Annotated in this window: 22 protein-coding genes; 9 read left to right on the top strand and 13 right to left on the bottom strand. The window is 61.1% G+C overall.

The window, feature by feature from the left end; translation table 11 throughout:
- Positions 1-82: 82 nt before the first annotated feature.
- Entirely contained in the window at positions 83-484 is a 402-nt protein-coding gene (locus tag BLW50_RS12690) for a DUF6157 family protein (RefSeq protein WP_090702676.1), read from the bottom strand.
- Positions 481-1,884 carry an aminotransferase-like domain-containing protein gene (locus BLW50_RS12685; protein ID WP_210186074.1) on the bottom strand — a complete coding sequence of 468 codons (1,404 nt, stop codon included), beginning with the start codon at positions 1,882-1,884 and terminating at the stop codon, positions 481-483. Before BLW50_RS12685 ends, BLW50_RS12690 begins: the two co-directional genes overlap by 4 nt.
- Before the next feature lie 100 nt (positions 1,885-1,984).
- Here BLW50_RS12685 and BLW50_RS12680 point away from each other — a divergent pair, with 100 nt between their 5' ends.
- The gene (locus tag BLW50_RS12680; protein ID WP_090702671.1) at positions 1,985-2,848 is read left to right on the top strand and encodes a DMT family transporter; all 864 of its coding nucleotides are present in this window, start codon (positions 1,985-1,987) and stop codon (positions 2,846-2,848) included.
- A gap of 5 nt (positions 2,849-2,853) precedes the next feature.
- Here BLW50_RS12680 and BLW50_RS12675 read toward each other — a convergent pair whose 3' ends face one another.
- The 6 genes from BLW50_RS12675 to BLW50_RS12650 all read right to left on the bottom strand — a co-directional run bounded on the left by BLW50_RS12675 (position 2,854) and on the right by BLW50_RS12650 (position 6,235).
- Complete coding sequence (locus BLW50_RS12675) at positions 2,854-3,321, bottom strand: nucleoside deaminase (RefSeq protein WP_090702669.1); 468 nt, start codon at positions 3,319-3,321, stop codon at positions 2,854-2,856.
- Between the two features lie 37 nt (positions 3,322-3,358).
- Positions 3,359-3,778: a VOC family protein gene (locus BLW50_RS12670; protein WP_090702667.1), complete on the bottom strand. Its 420-nt coding sequence runs from the start codon at positions 3,776-3,778 to the stop codon at positions 3,359-3,361.
- Positions 3,779-3,867: 89 nt separating this feature from the next.
- The gene (locus BLW50_RS12665) at positions 3,868-4,344 is read right to left on the bottom strand and encodes an NUDIX hydrolase (protein WP_090702664.1); all 477 of its coding nucleotides are present in this window, start codon (positions 4,342-4,344) and stop codon (positions 3,868-3,870) included.
- 23 nt (positions 4,345-4,367) lie between these two features.
- Positions 4,368-5,057, bottom strand: a complete 690-nt coding sequence (locus BLW50_RS12660; protein ID WP_090702661.1) for a retropepsin-like aspartic protease family protein — start codon at positions 5,055-5,057, stop codon at positions 4,368-4,370.
- Between the two features lie 45 nt (positions 5,058-5,102).
- Positions 5,103-5,918, bottom strand: coding sequence for an adenosylcobinamide-GDP ribazoletransferase (gene cobS, locus BLW50_RS12655; RefSeq protein ID WP_090702657.1), 816 nt, complete (start codon positions 5,916-5,918; stop codon positions 5,103-5,105).
- A 5-nt stretch (positions 5,919-5,923) separates the two neighbouring features.
- Entirely contained in the window at positions 5,924-6,235 is a 312-nt protein-coding gene (locus tag BLW50_RS12650; RefSeq protein ID WP_090702654.1) for a polyhydroxyalkanoic acid system family protein, read from the bottom strand.
- Positions 6,236-6,430: 195 nt separating this feature from the next.
- Here BLW50_RS12650 and BLW50_RS12645 point away from each other — a divergent pair, with 195 nt between their 5' ends.
- From BLW50_RS12645 to BLW50_RS12630, 4 genes are all read left to right on the top strand, one after another.
- Positions 6,431-7,708, top strand: a complete 1,278-nt coding sequence (locus BLW50_RS12645; RefSeq protein WP_090702651.1) for a Rieske 2Fe-2S domain-containing protein — start codon at positions 6,431-6,433, stop codon at positions 7,706-7,708.
- Positions 7,709-7,772: 64 nt separating this feature from the next.
- Positions 7,773-8,690: a LysR family transcriptional regulator gene (locus BLW50_RS12640; protein WP_170850130.1), complete on the top strand. Its 918-nt coding sequence runs from the start codon at positions 7,773-7,775 to the stop codon at positions 8,688-8,690.
- 80 nt (positions 8,691-8,770) lie between these two features.
- The gene (gene cobT, locus BLW50_RS12635; protein WP_090702646.1) at positions 8,771-9,799 is read left to right on the top strand and encodes a nicotinate-nucleotide--dimethylbenzimidazole phosphoribosyltransferase; all 1,029 of its coding nucleotides are present in this window, start codon (positions 8,771-8,773) and stop codon (positions 9,797-9,799) included.
- A gap of 168 nt (positions 9,800-9,967) precedes the next feature.
- Positions 9,968-10,726, top strand: coding sequence for a glutathione S-transferase family protein (locus BLW50_RS12630; RefSeq protein ID WP_090702644.1), 759 nt, complete (start codon positions 9,968-9,970; stop codon positions 10,724-10,726).
- Positions 10,727-10,772: 46 nt separating this feature from the next.
- Here the strand turns inward: BLW50_RS12630 and BLW50_RS12625 are convergent, their stop codons facing one another.
- The 4 genes from BLW50_RS12625 to BLW50_RS12610 form a co-directional block, all read right to left on the bottom strand.
- Positions 10,773-11,675 carry an alpha/beta fold hydrolase gene (locus tag BLW50_RS12625; RefSeq protein ID WP_244544465.1) on the bottom strand — a complete coding sequence of 301 codons (903 nt, stop codon included), beginning with the start codon at positions 11,673-11,675 and terminating at the stop codon, positions 10,773-10,775.
- A 66-nt stretch (positions 11,676-11,741) separates the two neighbouring features.
- Positions 11,742-11,921: a hypothetical protein gene (locus BLW50_RS12620; RefSeq protein ID WP_090702639.1), complete on the bottom strand. Its 180-nt coding sequence runs from the start codon at positions 11,919-11,921 to the stop codon at positions 11,742-11,744.
- A gap of 11 nt (positions 11,922-11,932) precedes the next feature.
- Complete coding sequence (locus BLW50_RS12615; protein ID WP_090702636.1) at positions 11,933-12,439, bottom strand: GNAT family N-acetyltransferase; 507 nt, start codon at positions 12,437-12,439, stop codon at positions 11,933-11,935.
- 374 nt (positions 12,440-12,813) lie between these two features.
- Positions 12,814-13,104: a PepSY domain-containing protein gene (locus BLW50_RS12610; RefSeq protein ID WP_090702631.1), complete on the bottom strand. Its 291-nt coding sequence runs from the start codon at positions 13,102-13,104 to the stop codon at positions 12,814-12,816.
- Between the two features lie 134 nt (positions 13,105-13,238).
- On the opposite strand from BLW50_RS12610, the gene BLW50_RS12605 reads away from it, so the two are divergent.
- The 4 genes from BLW50_RS12605 (at position 13,239) to BLW50_RS12590 (ending at position 15,925) form a co-directional block, all read left to right on the top strand.
- Entirely contained in the window at positions 13,239-13,541 is a 303-nt protein-coding gene (locus BLW50_RS12605) for a hypothetical protein (RefSeq protein WP_090702628.1), read from the top strand.
- Between the two features lie 73 nt (positions 13,542-13,614).
- Positions 13,615-13,899 (top strand): PepSY domain-containing protein, encoded by a 285-nt coding sequence (locus BLW50_RS12600; protein WP_244544464.1) that lies wholly within the window; start codon positions 13,615-13,617, stop codon positions 13,897-13,899.
- 2 nt (positions 13,900-13,901) lie between these two features.
- Positions 13,902-14,567, top strand: coding sequence for a response regulator transcription factor (locus tag BLW50_RS12595; protein ID WP_090702623.1), 666 nt, complete (start codon positions 13,902-13,904; stop codon positions 14,565-14,567).
- Positions 14,564-15,925, top strand: coding sequence for an ATP-binding protein (locus BLW50_RS12590; protein ID WP_090702620.1), 1,362 nt, complete (start codon positions 14,564-14,566; stop codon positions 15,923-15,925). Before BLW50_RS12595 ends, BLW50_RS12590 begins: the two co-directional genes overlap by 4 nt.
- A gap of 6 nt (positions 15,926-15,931) precedes the next feature.
- Here BLW50_RS12590 and BLW50_RS12585 read toward each other — a convergent pair whose 3' ends face one another.
- A complete protein-coding gene (locus BLW50_RS12585; protein WP_139267588.1) occupies positions 15,932-16,954 on the bottom strand; it encodes an alpha/beta hydrolase family protein in 1,023 nt (340 codons plus the stop codon).
- Between the last annotated feature and the right edge of the window lie 36 nt (positions 16,955-16,990).

Raw genomic sequence — 16,990 nt, 5'->3', positions numbered from 1 at the left:
TTTCGAGCGAAGTGGTTCCGGTTCGCGTGAAGAAAATGCGTCAAACAGAAAACCAGAGCTTGGTTCTAATGAGAACCAAGCTCTAAGCCCGGCTGCTACGCATACCATTGACGATTTTCAGGTCGGCCTTCTTGGCCAATTGACGATAGGGCTGCGTCTCGACGCCATAGAGCGCGACGCGGCCTTTTTCATCATGGTGCAGGCCCCAGCCGAATTGCTTCACCAGCGGCGAGCAGCGTAGGCAGGCTTTCGGCTTGGCGAAAAACTCTGCCCGCGCCGCTTTCCAGTCAGACTTAGGAATCTGCGCCCGCTCCGCATGGGTGAGGAACAACACGTCGTCGCTGGTCAAACCATAGGGCTTGTCCTTCAACAAGCGATGCTGGATCGCAGCGATGGAGCCGGCTTTCTCGGGTACGGTGCCCTGTGTCGCGGCGCTATCCGGCGAAATGACGATGAAAGTGCTCAGATAGTTGGTGGATTTCATGGCTTCTGTCTCAACGCTGTCTCGAGTGAGCGATAGAGGCGAGGATCGCTCGACTGTGCCACATTGAAGCGCAGGAAGCGATGGGCGGTCTGCGACAGGCTGAAGGCATTGCCAGGCGCCAGAACGATATTGTCCTTCAGGCAGGTGCGCGCCACCTCTGCTGCATCGATCCCTTCCGGCAACCGGCACCATAGAAATATGCCGGCCTGCGGCTGCAACCAGGGCACAATGCCGAGTGGCTTCAGGCGCGCGGTCGTCTCGGCGCGGGCGGTCGTGAGGCGGATGCGCAGGCCCTCCACGTGCTTGCGATAGCTGCCGTCTGTCAGCAGCGCCAGCACCAGTTCGGCCGCAAGCCGCCCCGTGCCGAAACTGGTGGCGATCTTCAGATCCGTGAGGCCTTCGATCCAGTCGGGGCGCGCGGCGATGAAGCCGCAGCGCATCGAAGCCGACAGGGTTTTGGAGAAACTGCCGATATGGATGACACGGTTCAACCCGTCGAAGGCGGCGAGGCGCGGCGCCGGCGTGGTTTCATAGTCAGCGAAAATATCGTCTTCGACGATCGTCAATCCCGCTTGATCGGCGAGCTTCAGCACCCGATGGGCGGTGACGGGCGAGAGCGTCGCGCCGGTTGGATTGTGAACCGCCGAATTGGTGATGTAGAGGCGCGGCTGATGCTCTGTCAGTGCCTGCGCGAACAGCTCGATATCCGGGCCATCCGGCGTATAGGGCACGCTGACGATCTTGGCGCGATGGGCGCGCAGGAGCGCATGGAAATTGAAATAGCAGGGATCGTCGATCAACACCGTGTCGCCGGGCTCGATGAGGAAGCGGCAGAGAAGGTCGATCGCATGGGTGCCGGAATCCGTCAGGATGATCTGGTCGGGCGAGGCGATGATGCCATGTTCGCCCATGCGGCGGGCAAGGAGCTGGCGCAGGGCTGGCAAGCCGAGCGGAGAGCTATAATCGGTCAGTGCAGCCTGAGGCGCGCGGGCGAGGCTCCGCAACGCCCGGCGGATCGCCGCTTCCGGCATCCAGGACGGCGGCAACCAGCCGCAACCGGGTTTCAGGACATCGTCGCCCGCGTCGAGCGACTGGCGTGAGATCCACAGCGGATCGATCTCGCGGTCGAGTTTGGGGCCGATCTCGGCCAGCGACAATGGCGCCAGCGGTGCGGCGACATAAAAGCCCGAGCCCGGCCGCGAGCGGATCACCCCTTCGGCCGCCAGCCGCTCATAAGCCTCCACCACCGTCGAGGTGGAGACCGTCATGGTCTTGGCGAAAGCACGCACGGAAGGCAGGCGTGCGCCTGGTGTCAGGCTGCGCACGGCTATACGGCTGGAAATCGCCGCCATCACCGCGTCGATCCGCGTGCCGCTCCTGTCTTCTATCTCTGCGTCCATCTGTACTGTTCCGGTGACCATAACAGTTACGCCTAATTGTACTGTATTGTCTCTGGCCGATCCACCCCTTTGCGCCCGATAGAGCGCCCCGAGGTGTGAAATGGACAAGACGACGACGGCCTGGATCAACGGTTTTCTCGGCATGCTGATTTTCAGCGGCTCGCTGCCCGCCACGCGTGTGGCTGTCGCCGATTTCGATCCGGTCTTTCTCACCGTGGCCCGCGCCGCCTTGGCCGGCATGATGGCGCTTGGGCTTCTGCTGCTCTTTCGCGAGAAGCGGCCGGCGCGCGGCGATCTCGTCTCCTTGTTGGTCGTGGCGCTCGGCGTCGTCGTCGGCTTTCCGCTGCTCACCGCCCTGGCGCTGCGCCATGTCACCTCGGCTCACTCTGTGGTTTTCGTTGGCCTCTTGCCGCTGACGACGGCGATCTTCGGCGTGCTGCGCGGCGGCGAGCGGCCGCGCCCGGTCTTCTGGCTGTTCTCGGGCCTCGGCAGCGCGCTTGTCGCGGGCTTTGCCGTCTCACAAGGGCTCACCGCGGCGCCGTTAGGCGATGCGCTGATGCTGGCGGCGATCGTCGTCTGTGGCCTTGGCTATGCGGAAGGCGCGCGCCTGTCGCGCACACTCGGCGGCTGGCAGGTGATCTCCTGGGCGCTGGTGCTGTCGCTGCCAATCATGGTGGTGCTCGCCACGCTGACCTGGCCACATTCCTTCGCCCATGTCGGCGAGCCGGCCTGGCTAGGTCTCGCCTATGTGTCGCTGTTCAGCATGCTCATCGGCTTTGTCTTCTGGTATCGCGGCCTGGCATTGGGCGGCATCGCCGCCGTCGGCCAGCTGCAATTGCTGCAGCCCTTCTTCGGTCTGGCGCTGGCGGCGACCTTGCTGCACGAAGCGGTGAGCCCGTTGATGCTGGTCGTCACCGTCGCGGTGGTGGCTTGCGTGGCAGGGGCCAAGGCCTTCGCGAAGTAGCTCTGCTAACCTGAATGGCGCTGCCACAGGCGATAGAGATGCTCCGCATCAGACACATCTTGGGGCGTATGCTTGAACAAGAGGCCGGCCTGCTGGTCGGCGGGCTTCGCCAATTCGGCAGTGATGGTCGCAGTCGACAGACCGAAAGGTTCGGCCTGCGCGTTGGAATAGGCAAAGGTGATGTCGCGGATGCCGGACATGCGCATGGCGGCAAGGCACATCGGGCAGGGCTGGCCGCTGGCATAGACGGAACAATCGTCGAGACGCGGTGAGCCCAACGCCTTGCCGGCGGCGCGCAGCGCGAGCAGTTCCGCATGGGCCGTCGGATCGTTGTCGATAAGGATGCGGTTGACGGCGCGTGCGATGATCTCGCCGTTCTTCACCACCACGGCGCCAAACGGGCGGCCACCTTGGCGGATGTTGTCGCGCGCCAGGCTGATGGCTTCATCGAGAAAATGGTTCGTGTCGCTCATCTGAAACTCACTGTTTGATGGCTGTATGTGCGAAATTCTAGTCGTCTGGGCCGGCGAAGAGGAGCAGATTTCCGTCCGGATCCTGAACGATGAAATCACGCGCACCCCAAGGCTCGCTCTTCAGCGGTTGAAAGAAGACGACGCCTGCGGATTGAAACTCCAGACACAGTTGTCGGATTTCCTCCGCTGTCGCGATGGTGAAGGAGGCGGAAAGCAATTGCTCCCGGTCGCGCACTGTCGTGTCGATCAACGGCCGTTCGACACATCGCAGATTGACCGCTGCGCCGTCGCGCCTGACCTGCGCGTAGAACGGCGGTGTGCCATAGGAAAAAGCGACCGAGAAGTCGAGCTTACTGGTGAAGAAATCGCATGAGGCCTTAATATCGGCGACGAACAGTTGCGGTTCGGCGCTGGCAATAATGGCTTTCGCGGTGGTGAGGCTCTCACGATCTGACATGGCAAACGTCCTTGGAGCATTTCACAATACCTTGGCCCCTGGATTGCTTCGCTGCGCTCGCAATGGCGGTTATCCTACTTCACGTCAGGCTATGTTTCCATCTTGACGTGAAACGTTCCAGACGTTTGCAGGCTCGCAGCCAACCCGCTCGGATAAAGGGCGAGGCCAGAGGCTTTCAGGTCCTCGAGATCGATCCACTTCGCCTTGCAGGCCGTGCCATCGTCTTCGGCAAAGGCGATTTCATCGCGTTGGTAAAGCATTTGGTCGGCCAATTCGATCTCGGCGGCAAAGATGATTTCATGGCCAAGCGCGCCTTCGTGTTCGAAAATGTTTTCGAACACCTGCCAGGGGCCGCGAATGGCGATGGCCGTGCCGAGCTCCTCCATGAACTCGCGATGCAAAGCTTGTTCGCGGGTTTCGCCATAGTCAACGGAACCGCCGAGCGGACGGACGCCTTTGACGACGCCCGCATCGGTTTCCACCTCCGCCGCGAGCAGGCGTCGGCCGTGCCAGGCGAGGCCGATCACTTTCACACGAATTATCGACGGCGGCCGCCACGTGGTCATGTCCAATCCTTTACCGGGCTCGCTCAGATCCCGCGCAGAACCAGCCGGTTCTTTTCCACGTTATAGCCCGCCAGCTTTTCGAGGAAGGATTGGCCGAGCAGGCTTTCACTGAGTGCACCGGGGCGGGCGACGAGGGCGCGCACGCGCCGCACGGTGATATTGCCGATGGTGAGCGCATCGAGATAATAGGGCGCGGCCATCGCAGTGCCGTTGGCGGTCGAAACCCGGACGGTATAGTCGAGGCTCGAGAGATCGACGCCCATGCGTTGCGCGTCCTGCGCGGTCAGCACCACGCTTGAAGCCCCCGTGTCGAACATCATTGTCACCTTGGTGCCATTGGCGATGGCGTCGAAGCCGAAATGGCCGTCGCTCCGGCGCACGGCGATGGCTTCGCCCGGACCTGCCTTAGGCGTGCGCCCGGGCACCAGCTCGTCCATCACCTGCGAGCTGATGCCGGCGAACTCCTGCCGGAAGGCATAGCCGGTGATCACCACACCGAAGATGACCACCCAGGCCACGGCTTGCAGCAGCGTGGTCGATAACCGGCCGCGATGTTCGCTGACATACCAGCCGATGTTGGCGACAGCGATGAGGCTGAAGGCGAGCACGGCGGCAAAAGCGCCGGGGGAAAGGCCGAAGATCTTCGTATCGATCATAGTGCCGCCGATGGCGAAAGCCGCGGCAACGGCGAGGATGACGAACACAAACTTCATGGCGGACCAAAGAGTGCTGAATGAAAATGACGAGACTAATCGGGTTCAGACAGGATTTTGTGTCAGAAATGCCAGCAAAAATCCAATTTCGGCCAGCTGCTGAGCCGCGCCGGCGACATCGCCGGTCTGGCCGCCGATCTGTGCACGCGAGAGCGCGGTGACAGCCAGCGCACCGATGGCTGCAACGATACAGGCTGCCAGCACTAGCGGGACTCCCCCTTGGGAAACGCCAAAGAGCAGGGCGATGACCGCGCCACCGCCCAGCGACGTGACGAACGCATCGGTTGTCGGCCGTCCGGCGGCGCTCGCCGCGCCATCGGTGCGCGCCGGGGGCAGGGCAAACAGCGGCAGCAGACCGAGCGGCCGCGACAAAGCCGCCGCCGCGATCAACAGGCCGGCGGCGCCAAGACTGCTGCCCGCAACAAGACTGCTGCGATCAATCAGCGCCGCCAGCGCCGCCCAGCGCAGTCCGAGGGAGAGGATCAAGGCCGCGCCGCCATAGGTGCCGATGCGGCTGTCCTTCATGATCTCAAGTTTGCGGCTGCGTTCCACACCGCCGCCGAAACCGTCAGCGGTGTCGGCGAGACCATCTTCGTGGAAGGCCCCGGTGGTCAGCACCAGGGCTACGAGGGCCAGGCCCGCGGCGATCGTCGCTGGCAGGCCAAGCCCATGGGCACAGATGAGAATGAGCGCGGCCGGCAACGCGATGACGATGCCAGCCAGCGGCAGCACGCGCGCCATGCGTGAGACATCGGGCATGGCATGCGGCGCCGTTTCCACCGCGAGCGTCGGCACGGGGAGGCGTGAATAGAAGCGCAGGCAGGCCAGAAGATCTGCGAGAAAATCTGAGAGTAACGCCATGCGCCCTATTTCTTCTCCAGCAAAATCTGGCCCTGGCTTTGCAAGAAACCCTCGACCTTTTTCGCCAGTGGCGCGAGCAGCCAGGGCAGGGTGACGGTGACCACCGCATTGGTGTCGTCGATATCGAGCGTGCCATTGAGATTTTGCCCCAGGGCGCCAACCGAAATATCTGCATGGGAGCCTGTCCAGCGCAGATCGTGACTGGAGAGCTTGTCGTTGTACTGGGCGAAAGCCTTGCGAATGCCGGCGTCGGCCTTCTGCTGGGCTTCCAGGGCGGTCGTGCCATGGGGAAAGGAAAGCTTGATATCGCGGGACATGTAAGGACCTTCTGAGAGACCTGCGCCGATTTGAGCCGGAATATATCAGACTTGTCCCAGCGCTTTGCAATCGCCCTGGCTAGGCTGCCGGACGATCAAAATTCCCAATAGTGACAATCGGGTCTTTTCTATTCTGAATTGAAATTCCTCTCATTACAGCTGCGACCCACTGTTCCAATCGAGAGGGAGGGTCGCATGACCAATGGAGAGATTCTGACCCGGGTGGGCCCCGGCACGCCCATGGGCCAGCTGATGCGGCAATATTGGATACCGGCCCTGCTCTCCAGCGAAACGGTTGCCGATGGTCCGCCGATCAGGCTTAGGCTGCTGGGCGAGGACCTGTTGGCTTTTCGCGATACTTCGGGGCACATCGGCATCGTTGAGCATCTGTGCGCTCATCGTTGCGCGTCGCTGTTCTTCGGGCGCAACGAGGAAAACGGCCTACGTTGCGTCTATCACGGCTGGAAGTTCGACACGAACGGTCGATGTCTCGATGCGCCGAACCTGCCCGATGATTCATCCTATCGCGAGAAGGTGCGCATCAAGGCCTATCCGACGAAGGAACATCTGGGCATCGTCTGGGTCTATATGGGCGACAGCAAGGATCCTCCCGGTCTGCCGCAGGCTCCAGCACTGGGGCTTGACGAAGACAATGTCAGTGTCTGGTGCGCGCTGCGGCCGTGCAACTATCTGCAGGCGCTGGAAGGCGATATCGATACGTCGCATCTGGGCTTTCTGCACGGCGGCAAGGTGGAGGGCGATGATCCCGCCGTCGCCAATCGCGCGCCGGAGTATCATGTCGCCGATACGGACTGCGGCGTGATGTATGCAGCCTATCGCGATACATCCGATGGCGAGAGAAACTGGCGTTTCGGACAGTTCAATCTGCCGTTCTTCACGCAGCCGCCGCCCGTTCCGCTTGGCCGCGAGCCGGCGTTGCGTGCTTTCGTGCCGATGGACGATACCCATACGATGTTTTTCTCGATCACCAGTAAGGCGCACACGCTATCGGCCGTCGATAATCCGGCCAAGAAGACGCTGCTTGGCGGCGGCCCGGGCATTTCCTTCCTCTACGATTATCTGCCCAACACCACGGATTGGTATGGCCGCTGGCGGCTGAAGGCGAATGCTGGCAACGACTATTTGATCGATCGCGACGTGCAAAAGCACCTCAGCTATTCCGGCATCGAGGGTGTCGAAATTCAGGATATGGCGATCAGCGAAAGCATGGGCCCGATCGTTGATCGCGATCGGGAACATCTGGCGCCAAGCGATATCATGGTGGTGCGCACCCGCCGCTGCCTGTTGCGCGCCGCCAAGGAGTTGGCGGAGCAGGGCAAGGTGCCGTCGAGCGCGCAAAATCCAGATGCCTATCGTCACGCCTGGGGTGGCTTTGCCAACTCGCCCCAGGACAAGGATTGGTTGAAGGTTTTTGAAGACGCGGTCGCGCCCGGTCGGGGCCGTCGACAATAGGGCGTGAATTGCACGGCTTTGGCCAACGATGTTAGAAAGGAGGCGTCGATTGGGGAGGCGGCCGATGGATTTCAGGGGGCTCGACCTCAATCTTCTGCTTTTGCTCGATGCGCTGGCGCAGGATCCCAATCAGACACGCGCCGCGAAAACGTTGAAGATCAGCCAGCCGACGGTCAGTGCCTCCTTGGCCAAACTGCGCAAGATTCTCAAAGACGATCTCATCGTCAAATCCGGCGCCAGCTTTCGCCCGACGCCACGGCTGCAAAGCATCGGGCCGGCCATCAAGCAGATTCTCAACACGCTGAATGAGGATATCATCGCGCAGGAGGCGTTTGATCCGCGTCACGAGACACGTCCGCTCGTGCTGGCCACATCCGATGTCGGCGAGATGATCCTGCTGCCGGCTTTGATCGCCAGGTTGAAAGTGATCGCGCCGCATATGCCGATCCGCTCCGTCGTGGTGAAGCCGGCGGAGCTTGAAGAAGCGCTGGGGGAGGGCAAGATCGATCTTGCCATTGGCTATTTTCCAGACATCACGCAATCGACCATTTTTCAGCAGCTGCTGTTCGAGCAGGGCTTCGTCTGCCTGGTCGGCGATGATCATTCGGAGATCAACGATTCCCTGTCGCTCGAACAGTTTCTGCGTTGCGGCCATATCGTCGTCACCCATGAGGGACGTAGCCAGGAAATATTCGAGAACAATCTGAAGACATTGGGATTGAAGCGGCGCATGGCCGTTCAGGTGCCGCATTTTCTCAGCGTGCCGTTCATGCTCGCCTCGTCCGATCTGATCGTCACGGTGCCACGGGTCATGGGACTGCGTTTGGTCACCTACAGGCTGAAAATGTTCGATCCGCCCATGCCGGTGCCGATGATCCCGGTCAAACAGTTCTGGCACCGGCGCTTTGCCAGCAATCCACGCTCGATCTGGATGCGGGAGCTGATGGTGGAGTTATTTCAAGGCAATACGTTCAAAACCTAAGCTGGGACGCATGGCCCCTTTGCAATTGCCGGCGCGCCCGCTACACGGGGCTCGTTCCGCTCTCCAGACCCTGTAGCCCCATGACCTTTAGCCCCACCGGCCTGCCCTTCGACGATATCCGCGCGCTCGTGCCGCAATTGCCGCCAGCGGCAGACGACTGTGTCGATCTGGTGCGGGCGCGCGACCAGGAACTGGTCAAGCCCGCCGGGGCGCTAGGGCGCATGGAGGAGATCGTCGAATGGCTCGCCGCCTGGCAGGGCCGCTCGCAGCCGTCGGTCCTGCGCCCCTTGGTGGCGGTCTTCGCCGGCAATCATGGCGTCGCGGCCCAGGGCGTCTCCGCCTATCCGCAGGCGGTGACGCGGCAGATGCTCGATACCTTCGCGGCTGGCGGCGCCGCCATCAACCAGATCTGCGCCACCTTCGACATCGGCCTGAAAGTCTTCGACCTGGCGCTGGATTTGCCGACGGCTGACATCACGCAAGAGCCAGCGCTCGATGAAAAGGCGGCGGCGGCCACTTTTGCCTTTGGCATGGAAGCGATCGCCGGCGGCACCGATCTCCTGTGCCTGGGCGAAATGGGTATCGCCAACACGACAGTCGCGGCGGCGATCTATCATGCGCTTTACGGTGGCACAGCCGCCGACTGGGTCGGGCGCGGCACGGGCGTCGACGATGCCGGCTTTACGCGTAAGGTGAGCGCGGTTGAGCGTGCCGTGGCGTTGCATCGCGATCACCTCGATGATCCACTGGAAGTGATGCGCCGCGTTGGCGGGCGTGAGATCTGTGCCCTTGCCGGCGCCATTATCGCCGCGCGCATGGAGCGCATTCCGGTGATCCTCGACGGCTATGTGGTGACGGCGGCCGCCGCCATTCTGCATGCGCTCGATCCCTCCACCATCGACCATTGCATCGCCGGCCATGTTTCGGCTGAGGGCGCTCATGGCGAGGTGTTGCGCCGGCTCGGCAAGAAGCCGCTGCTCGATCTCGGGATGCGCCTCGGCGAAGGCAGCGGCGCGGCGCTGGCGGTGGCTATCGTCAAAGCGGCGCTCGCCTGCCACAGCGACATGGCGACCTTCGATCAAGCGAAAGTGGCGTCAAAGCCGAACTAGAACAAATCACGTTTCGGTAGAAACGTGATTTTGCTTAGATCCTCTTATTTGGACGCGTCTTCATGGCGCTCGACGATTCCGTCGAGCTGTGAAACGCCATAACGCGTTATCGCGACTGCGTTCGGTTCAATTTAGCGATTTGACAAAACAAATCGTGGCGGCCTCACTGTGTCTGATCAACAGGGGGAGGATGCCGTCGTGCTCGAACTCTATCATGCGCCTATTTCCACATGCAGCCAGAAGGTGCGGCTGGTTCTGGCCGAAAAGAACCTGCCGTGGACAGGTCATACGATCGTTTTCGCCAAGGGCGACCATGTGAGGCCGGGCTATTTGAAGCTCAATCCCAATGGTGTCGTCCCCACCCTGGTCGACGGTGGCGATCCGATCATCGACAGCTCCGTCATCAACGAATATCTCGAAGACGTCTATCCTGAGATTTCGGTGCGTCCGAAAGATGCCAAGGCCCGCGCGCGCATGCGCGCCTGGCGCCAATATATCGATGAGGTGCCGACGCCGGCCATTCGCCCGCCGTCGTTCAATGCCTATTTCGTACCGATCTGGGCGAAGATGACGGACGCGGAATTCGATGCCTATGCCAATCGCCTGCCGCTGCGAAAACACTTCTACAAGAAGATGGGCCGCACTGGCTTCAGCGATCAGGATATCGCCGAGGCGCTGGAAAAATTGCGCCAAACGCTTGAGCGCATGGAGCAATCCCTGGCGCTCGGTCCCTGGCTTAATGGCGACGACTATAGCCTGGCCGATGTCAGCATCACGCCGACCATCGTGCGCATGGAGGATCTGGGCCTCTCATCGATGTGGAGCGATCTACCGAAGGTGACCGACTGGTATGCTCGCATCAGGCTTCGGCCAAATTTCGAGGTGGCCTATATGCCGGGATCGCGTGTTCTTGGCCCGAGCTGCTAAAGCATTGTTTCCACATATGGTGGAGACGACACTCGATCGCGACATCCTACTTTTTGTCGAGGAATTCACGCACCAATGTGATTGTTGCTTTCGGATTTTCTTCCATGATCCAGTGGCCGGAAGCAGGGACGATGCCCTCGGTCACATTGGTGGCGGCATCACGCATCACGGTTGCCATCATCGGGCCAAATGATTTTTCGCCACCGAGAGCGAGGATGGGCATGGTGAGCTTGCCTTTGGCAAGCAAGGCGCGATTGTCGATCGCGTCTTGATCGAACGCGGCGAATTGCGCAAAGCCAGAATGCATGGCGCCAGGCAGAGCATAGAGCTTGGCGTAATGCCGGCGCGACGATTCTGTGAAATTCTTCGGATTGGCGGAGAATTCGTTCCAGAAGCGGTCGAGATAAATGCGTTCGCGTCCGGCGACGAGGCGCTCCATATCAGGGCCGCCGAAACGGAAGTGCCAGAGCAGTGGGTTTTTGAGAATCTCTTCCCACGGACCGACGCCCGGCACCGGTGCGTCGATGATGACGAAGCGATTAACCCGCGTTGGATTGAGGGCCGCAAAGGCAAAGCCGACCATATTGCCAATGTCGTGGGTAACCAGATCCGTTCGTTCAATCTTGAGCGTATCGAGCACCGCCGTCACATCACCGGCCTGGGTCTTTTTGTCGAAGCCACCAGCGGGCTTCGATGATAGGCCGAGGCCGCGCAAATCCGGCACGATCACCGTGTGGTCGCGGACGAGATCGGCAGCCATCGGGGCCCACATGTCACCGGTTTCACCATAGCCATGCAAAAGCACGACGGCTGGCCCCTTGCCGCCGACGCGTACATGCAGCTTCACGCCGTTGGCTTCGACCGTTTGGATGCGAAACGAAGATGGAAAGGGTGGCACTTGCGCCACGGCTGGCGATACGGATCCAGCGATAGTGGCAAGCGCAAACATGCTGATCAAAGTCTTGAACATCGTTGCCCCCACGCCATCGGGGCCGCGATCCTTTGATCGCCCCTGTCAATCCCGCTGGTCGGGGGAAGGTAGCACCGCGGCCTGCGCGCTGCCGCTCAATTTTTTCATCAGAATTATCGCAAAACGATAGATGATCTGGCGCGGACGCCAGATCGTCGAGCCCGTTTGATCAACATCCAAGCGGTCTACGCAACCATCTTTCGTCTCCGCATTGGACGAAATCATCTCGCGAAACCCTAGGAGAGCGAACGCACCTTTGCCGGTTCGGCTGGCGGATAGGCGAAGGCGCCGACCAGTTTCTCCATGAAAATGAAGATGCGCTGATGGCTCATCCGTTCGCGCTTCAGCTCCCGATAGCCAACTTTTTGGCACAGACGGACAGCCTTTTCGTTCTTCTCGCCGGCGTACAGCTCAAAGCGCTGTGCATCGGCGAATTGCGCCTCGATCCGATGGACCAGGGCAGTACCGATGCCGCGCTGCTGATATTCCGGCGCGACGATGACGCGCTCAACAAAGACAGTCGAGCCGACCTGGAATCCTCTGACCGAACCGATGATCTGCTGCTGCGGCGTCACCATTTTCAGAAAGTGGGTTCGTGCGAAATCTGCGGCCAGACTGTCGAGCGTCTGCATCAACGGCGAAATGGCGGGTCCCCCATACAGCAGGGCCGTATTCTGATAAGCCAGTTTTTGCAGGGCAAGGATGGCAGCCGCGTCCTCGACGTGAGCCTGTCTGATTTCCATGGCCTTCCTTGCATTTCCAACAAATCGATATGGCGGCTATTGGCGTCGCGCATCGGCGATATGCCAGAACCTCCCGGGCCCCCTTCCACACGGTTCGTGCGGCGGAAGTGAGACCCCCATATGGAGACAATGATACGTCTGTTCAAGACTTGATTGGCTCTCGCCGATCATAAGTTCTTGTTGCGAGATTCGATGTCCAAGAATTGTGCATCGCAATCAAAGAAGTTTTCTAAAATGAGATTTTTATCTCAGCATTCCTGCCGTCAAAATTTCGACAAGCGACCATCTTTTGTCATCAAATTGTTATGAGCTATCGGCCCGACGCAAATGCGTCGAGCCTCCTTGTACGAGCCTCCTTGTATGGGCGGTTCTCGTCAGCGTGCCGGCGCATGCCAATCTTGCGGCTTGACCACCTGGCCCGAACTTGGATCGAAAATAATTTCAATCTCCGCGCCATTGCGGTCGAAGCCTTCAATCTTCCAGCAGCCCTTGCTGCGCTTGGCCTTGTTCACTGCATAGCCGAGAGTCTCGGCCTGCTGTGTCGCGGCCTCAAGCGTCATCTTCTGGTCCTGGCCGAAGGCGGTGGTGGCGCAGGATCGGCTGTCGGCGAGCGCGGCTTGGCTGACGAAAACAACGGGCAAAATCATCAAGGCGATAGGGCGCATGGAGTATTCCTTTCGTGTTGCGGGAGCGATCTTGCATGGCCCACCCCGCGGGAAGCTGACAGGGACCGTCAGCGAACTGTCAGGCACGATCTGCCTTGATGGCGCATCGTTGTTTTCGACTATGGAGCCATCTCATGCAAGCGGCGGCCGTTATTTTGTTCCTCGCAGCACCTATTATCGCCGGTGTGTCCTTGAGCCTGGAAGGCTTTGTCGTCTTCCTGCTGCTCGCCGCGCTCGTTGCCGGTCTTTCCACAGGTCATGATGATGAGGATGCGTCAAATAAGACATCCAGCCGTTCAGGGCCACGCCCAGTGGAGGGGCCTGGCCTGCGCGCACCGCCGGCTTATACTGTCGATATCAAGCTCGGTAGCAAGCTTATTGGTATGCAGGCGCCAGGCTACGGCCATAGCTTCCCAGCGTCGGGAAAAAGCGCATAGATACCTGATACAATTCCAGTTCCTGGTGGATACCCCGATGGGTCTTAGATTTCTTGCGGCAGGCTTGATCGTGATGGCGGGGCTTCTCAGCGTTCAGCACGTGCAGGGGGCCTCAGACTGTGATGGCAGCCAGAATTGCGCGCTCGATGCACGCAAGCAGGGCGAAATCCGCCCGTTGTCGGAAGTGTTGGCGGTGGCGCGGCAACGCTTGCCGGGCGAAGTCATCAAGATCGAGCTTGATCGGGATGATGGCGTGTGGGTCTATGAAATCAAGATTCTGACGCCGAGAGGGCGTCGGCGCGAAATCGAGATCAACGCGCAGACGCTGGAAGTTATTAAAAGCGATAAGAGCGATTGATCGTGCGCATACTTGTGGTGGAAGACGAACCGCGCATCGCCAAGGACATCAGTGATGGTCTGGTGGCCGCCGGCTATGTTGCCGAAGTGGCGCGCGATGGCGAGGATGCCTGGTTCAAAGGCGAGACCGAAACCTATGATGCGATCGTGCTCGATCTCGGTCTGCCGCGTCTCGATGGTTTGTCCGTGCTGAAGCGATTGCGCGCCGCGGCCGTGACGACGCCGGTGCTCATTCTCACCGCACGAGATGGCTGGCGCGAAAAGGTCGAGGGGATCGACGCTGGCGCCGACGATTATCTGACCAAGCCGTTTCGCATGGAGGAGCTGATCGCGCGTCTGCGCGCCATCACCCGCCGGGCGGCGGGCCATGCCTCTTCGTTGGTCAGCGTCGGACCGCTTGAGATCGATACACGTGCGCAAAGCATCAGCGTCGAGGGAAAAGCCGTGGCGCTGTCAGCGCTGGAATATCGGCTGCTGTCCTATCTGGTCTTGCATCGCGGCCGTGCCGTCCCGCAGACAGAACTGCTCGATCACATCCATTCCGGCGATAGCGACCGTGACACCAATGCGGTCGAGGCGCTGATGGCACGCCTGCGTCGCAAGCTCGGCGTGCCCTTGATCGAAACCCGGCGTGGTTATGGCTATTACATCGCCCCGGATGCGCCATGAAAAGCCGGTCGCTGGTCGTTCGCCTCGGCGCTCTTGCGGCAACCCTTATCGTTCTGGCGCTGACCCTTGCCGGGCTTGGGCTCACCACGATCTTCGAGCGTGAGTTGGACCGGCGTGCCGAGAGTGAGCTGACGCAGATCGTCAAGGTTTTGGCTGCGCAGGTAAGCCTGGATCGGGCCGGGGCACCGGTCGGCGAATTAACATTGCCCGATCCACGCTTTGCCGAGCCCTATAGCGGTCTTTATTGGCAGGTGACGGCGCCGGCGGGCAAGCGTGCCCGTTCGCGCTCGCTGTGGGATTCCGAACTCGCCGTGCCCGCTGATCCCACCGACGGCGAAAGGCGAACAATCGATCTTTCCGGCCCCAATGGTAGCAGTCTCATCGCGGTGACGCAGACGATTGCCGTCTCCAAGGGCGATGCGGAGGGCGAGGCTGAGACACCTGTTCAGGTTACGGCGGCGCTCGATCGCAACGATCTGGCCTCGGCGCAGCGTTCGTTCCGCAATCTGCTGGTGCCTTCGCTGGTGGCCCTGGCGCTGTGTCTATCCCTGGCCATGTGGTTGTTCCTGCGCCTCGCCTTGCGTCCCTTGCAAGGGCTCGCGCAAGGATTGCAGCAGATTCATCTTGGTCGTGCCCGTAATCTGCCTGGCGTCTTTCCAGCGGAAGTGCAGCCGGTGGTGGATGATCTCAATCGCCTGATCACCTTTCAGGACGCCGCGGCCGACAAAGCCCGTGCGCAGGCGAGTGATCTAGCCCATGGCTTGAAAACACCGCTCGCCGTGCTCGATGCATTGTCGCGCCAGGCGGAAGGCGAGGGCCGCACCGAATTGTCCGGCGCCATCAACGAGCAGACAGGATTGATGCAGCAACAGGTCAACCGCGCTTTGGCGCGCGCCCGCGCCAGGCTCGTGCCGACCCTTGGTAAAGCATCGACACCTGTCGCGCCGCTGGCCGATAAGCTCGCCGGCGCTTTGCGTCGCCTGCCGTCCGATCGGCCGCTCGACTGGGACATTGCGGTCGCGCCTGACGCGGTGTTTGCGGGCGACAGCGCTGACTTTATGGAAATGCTCGGCAACGTGCTCGACAATGCCCGTAAATGGGCGCACGGCCGCATAGGCTTCAAAGCTGGGATGACGGGCGGCGCCACCGTGTTCACGGTGGAGGATGATGGTCCAGGCTTGCCAGCGGAACAGGCGGTGCAGATCGAGCGCGGGCGGCGCTGGGACGAGACGACTCCAGGCACCGGCTTTGGCCTTGCCATCACGCGCGATCTCGTCGAATCCTACGGTGGCACCCTGGCGCTCGACCGTTCTCCGCTGGGCGGCTTGCGCGTGATCCTATCGATCCCGGCGCGGTGATCGTCTTCAACGCTTCTGTTGCCGAAATTCCGGAATCTGCGCCAGCAGCACTTTCAGCGGATCCGCCGTCCAGGCTTTTGTCATGAAGTCTTTCGGATCGGTATTGCCGGCATCGAGAAACCAGATGCTGCCAGGTAACAGCACGCTGGGGCGTCCATCGCGGCCGGTGAAGCCGCGTGCCGCAAGCTCCTTCTTCAGAGCCGCATTGTCGGCGCGTGCGGCGGCGCCATAGGCGCTGACCAGAAAAGCATCGTTGCGCTTGGTTGCCAGCCAATTGACGAGGCGCTGGCGTTCGTCGAGCCAGGCGTCGAGCAGGATGACGCCATGAATGCGCGCCGCAGCACCGCCGATCTGCAGCGCATAGGCCGCTGCTTCCGCGCCGCTTCCAGACGCGACGATGATGATCGGCATGGCGCGGAACGCGGCGCCACCGGCTTTTGACAATTCGCCGAGGCGCGAGGCCGCTTCGTTGAGAAAATCGTTGAAGAAGCCCGGCTCCCAGAAACGCCCGGCGGCGCCATCAACCGCGTCGAAGGCCAGCTGCGGTGCGACGAGAGCCCCATTCAGGCCCGAGGCATCGAATTGCGCCGGTATATGCTGGCGATTGCGCAGGTCGCGGGTGAGCTGGCTGTGCTGGCCGTGCAAAAAGACGACGAGCGCTGCTGGCCGCGCGGCATTGAAGCCGGCGCCGAGATGCAGCAGCACGCGTTTATCCGTATAGGCGCTGTCAGGCGTAAAGCCGCCGCGTGGCGATGTCCGGCCGCGCCGTTTGTCTTTGGTCGTATCGAAGAAAGGCGTGTCGCGGCCGGGCACGCGCCCATCATAAGGAAAGGGCGAGGCGAGGAATTCGACGATATGAGTTGTGCCCGCAGGCCCACCGCGATCTTTGCCCTCTGGCTTTTGTGGGCTTGTTTCAACGGTGCGTCGGCGCTGCGCCCATGCCGGCGAGGCAATGCCAAGCTGGCCCGCCGCGAGCCACGGCGTGGCCGCGAGCAGCAAACGCGCCAGGTCGCGTCGCGATGGATTCATGCCATTCATTCCTCTGCGCTTATTGCAGTAACGCGA

The organism is Beijerinckia sp. 28-YEA-48 (genome assembly GCF_900104955.1).
In the GTDB taxonomy this organism is placed as follows: Bacteria; Pseudomonadota; Alphaproteobacteria; order Rhizobiales; family Beijerinckiaceae; genus Terripilifer.
The sequence above is the reverse complement of the archived record's forward strand: the minus strand, read 5'-3'. Positions and strand labels throughout refer to the sequence as shown.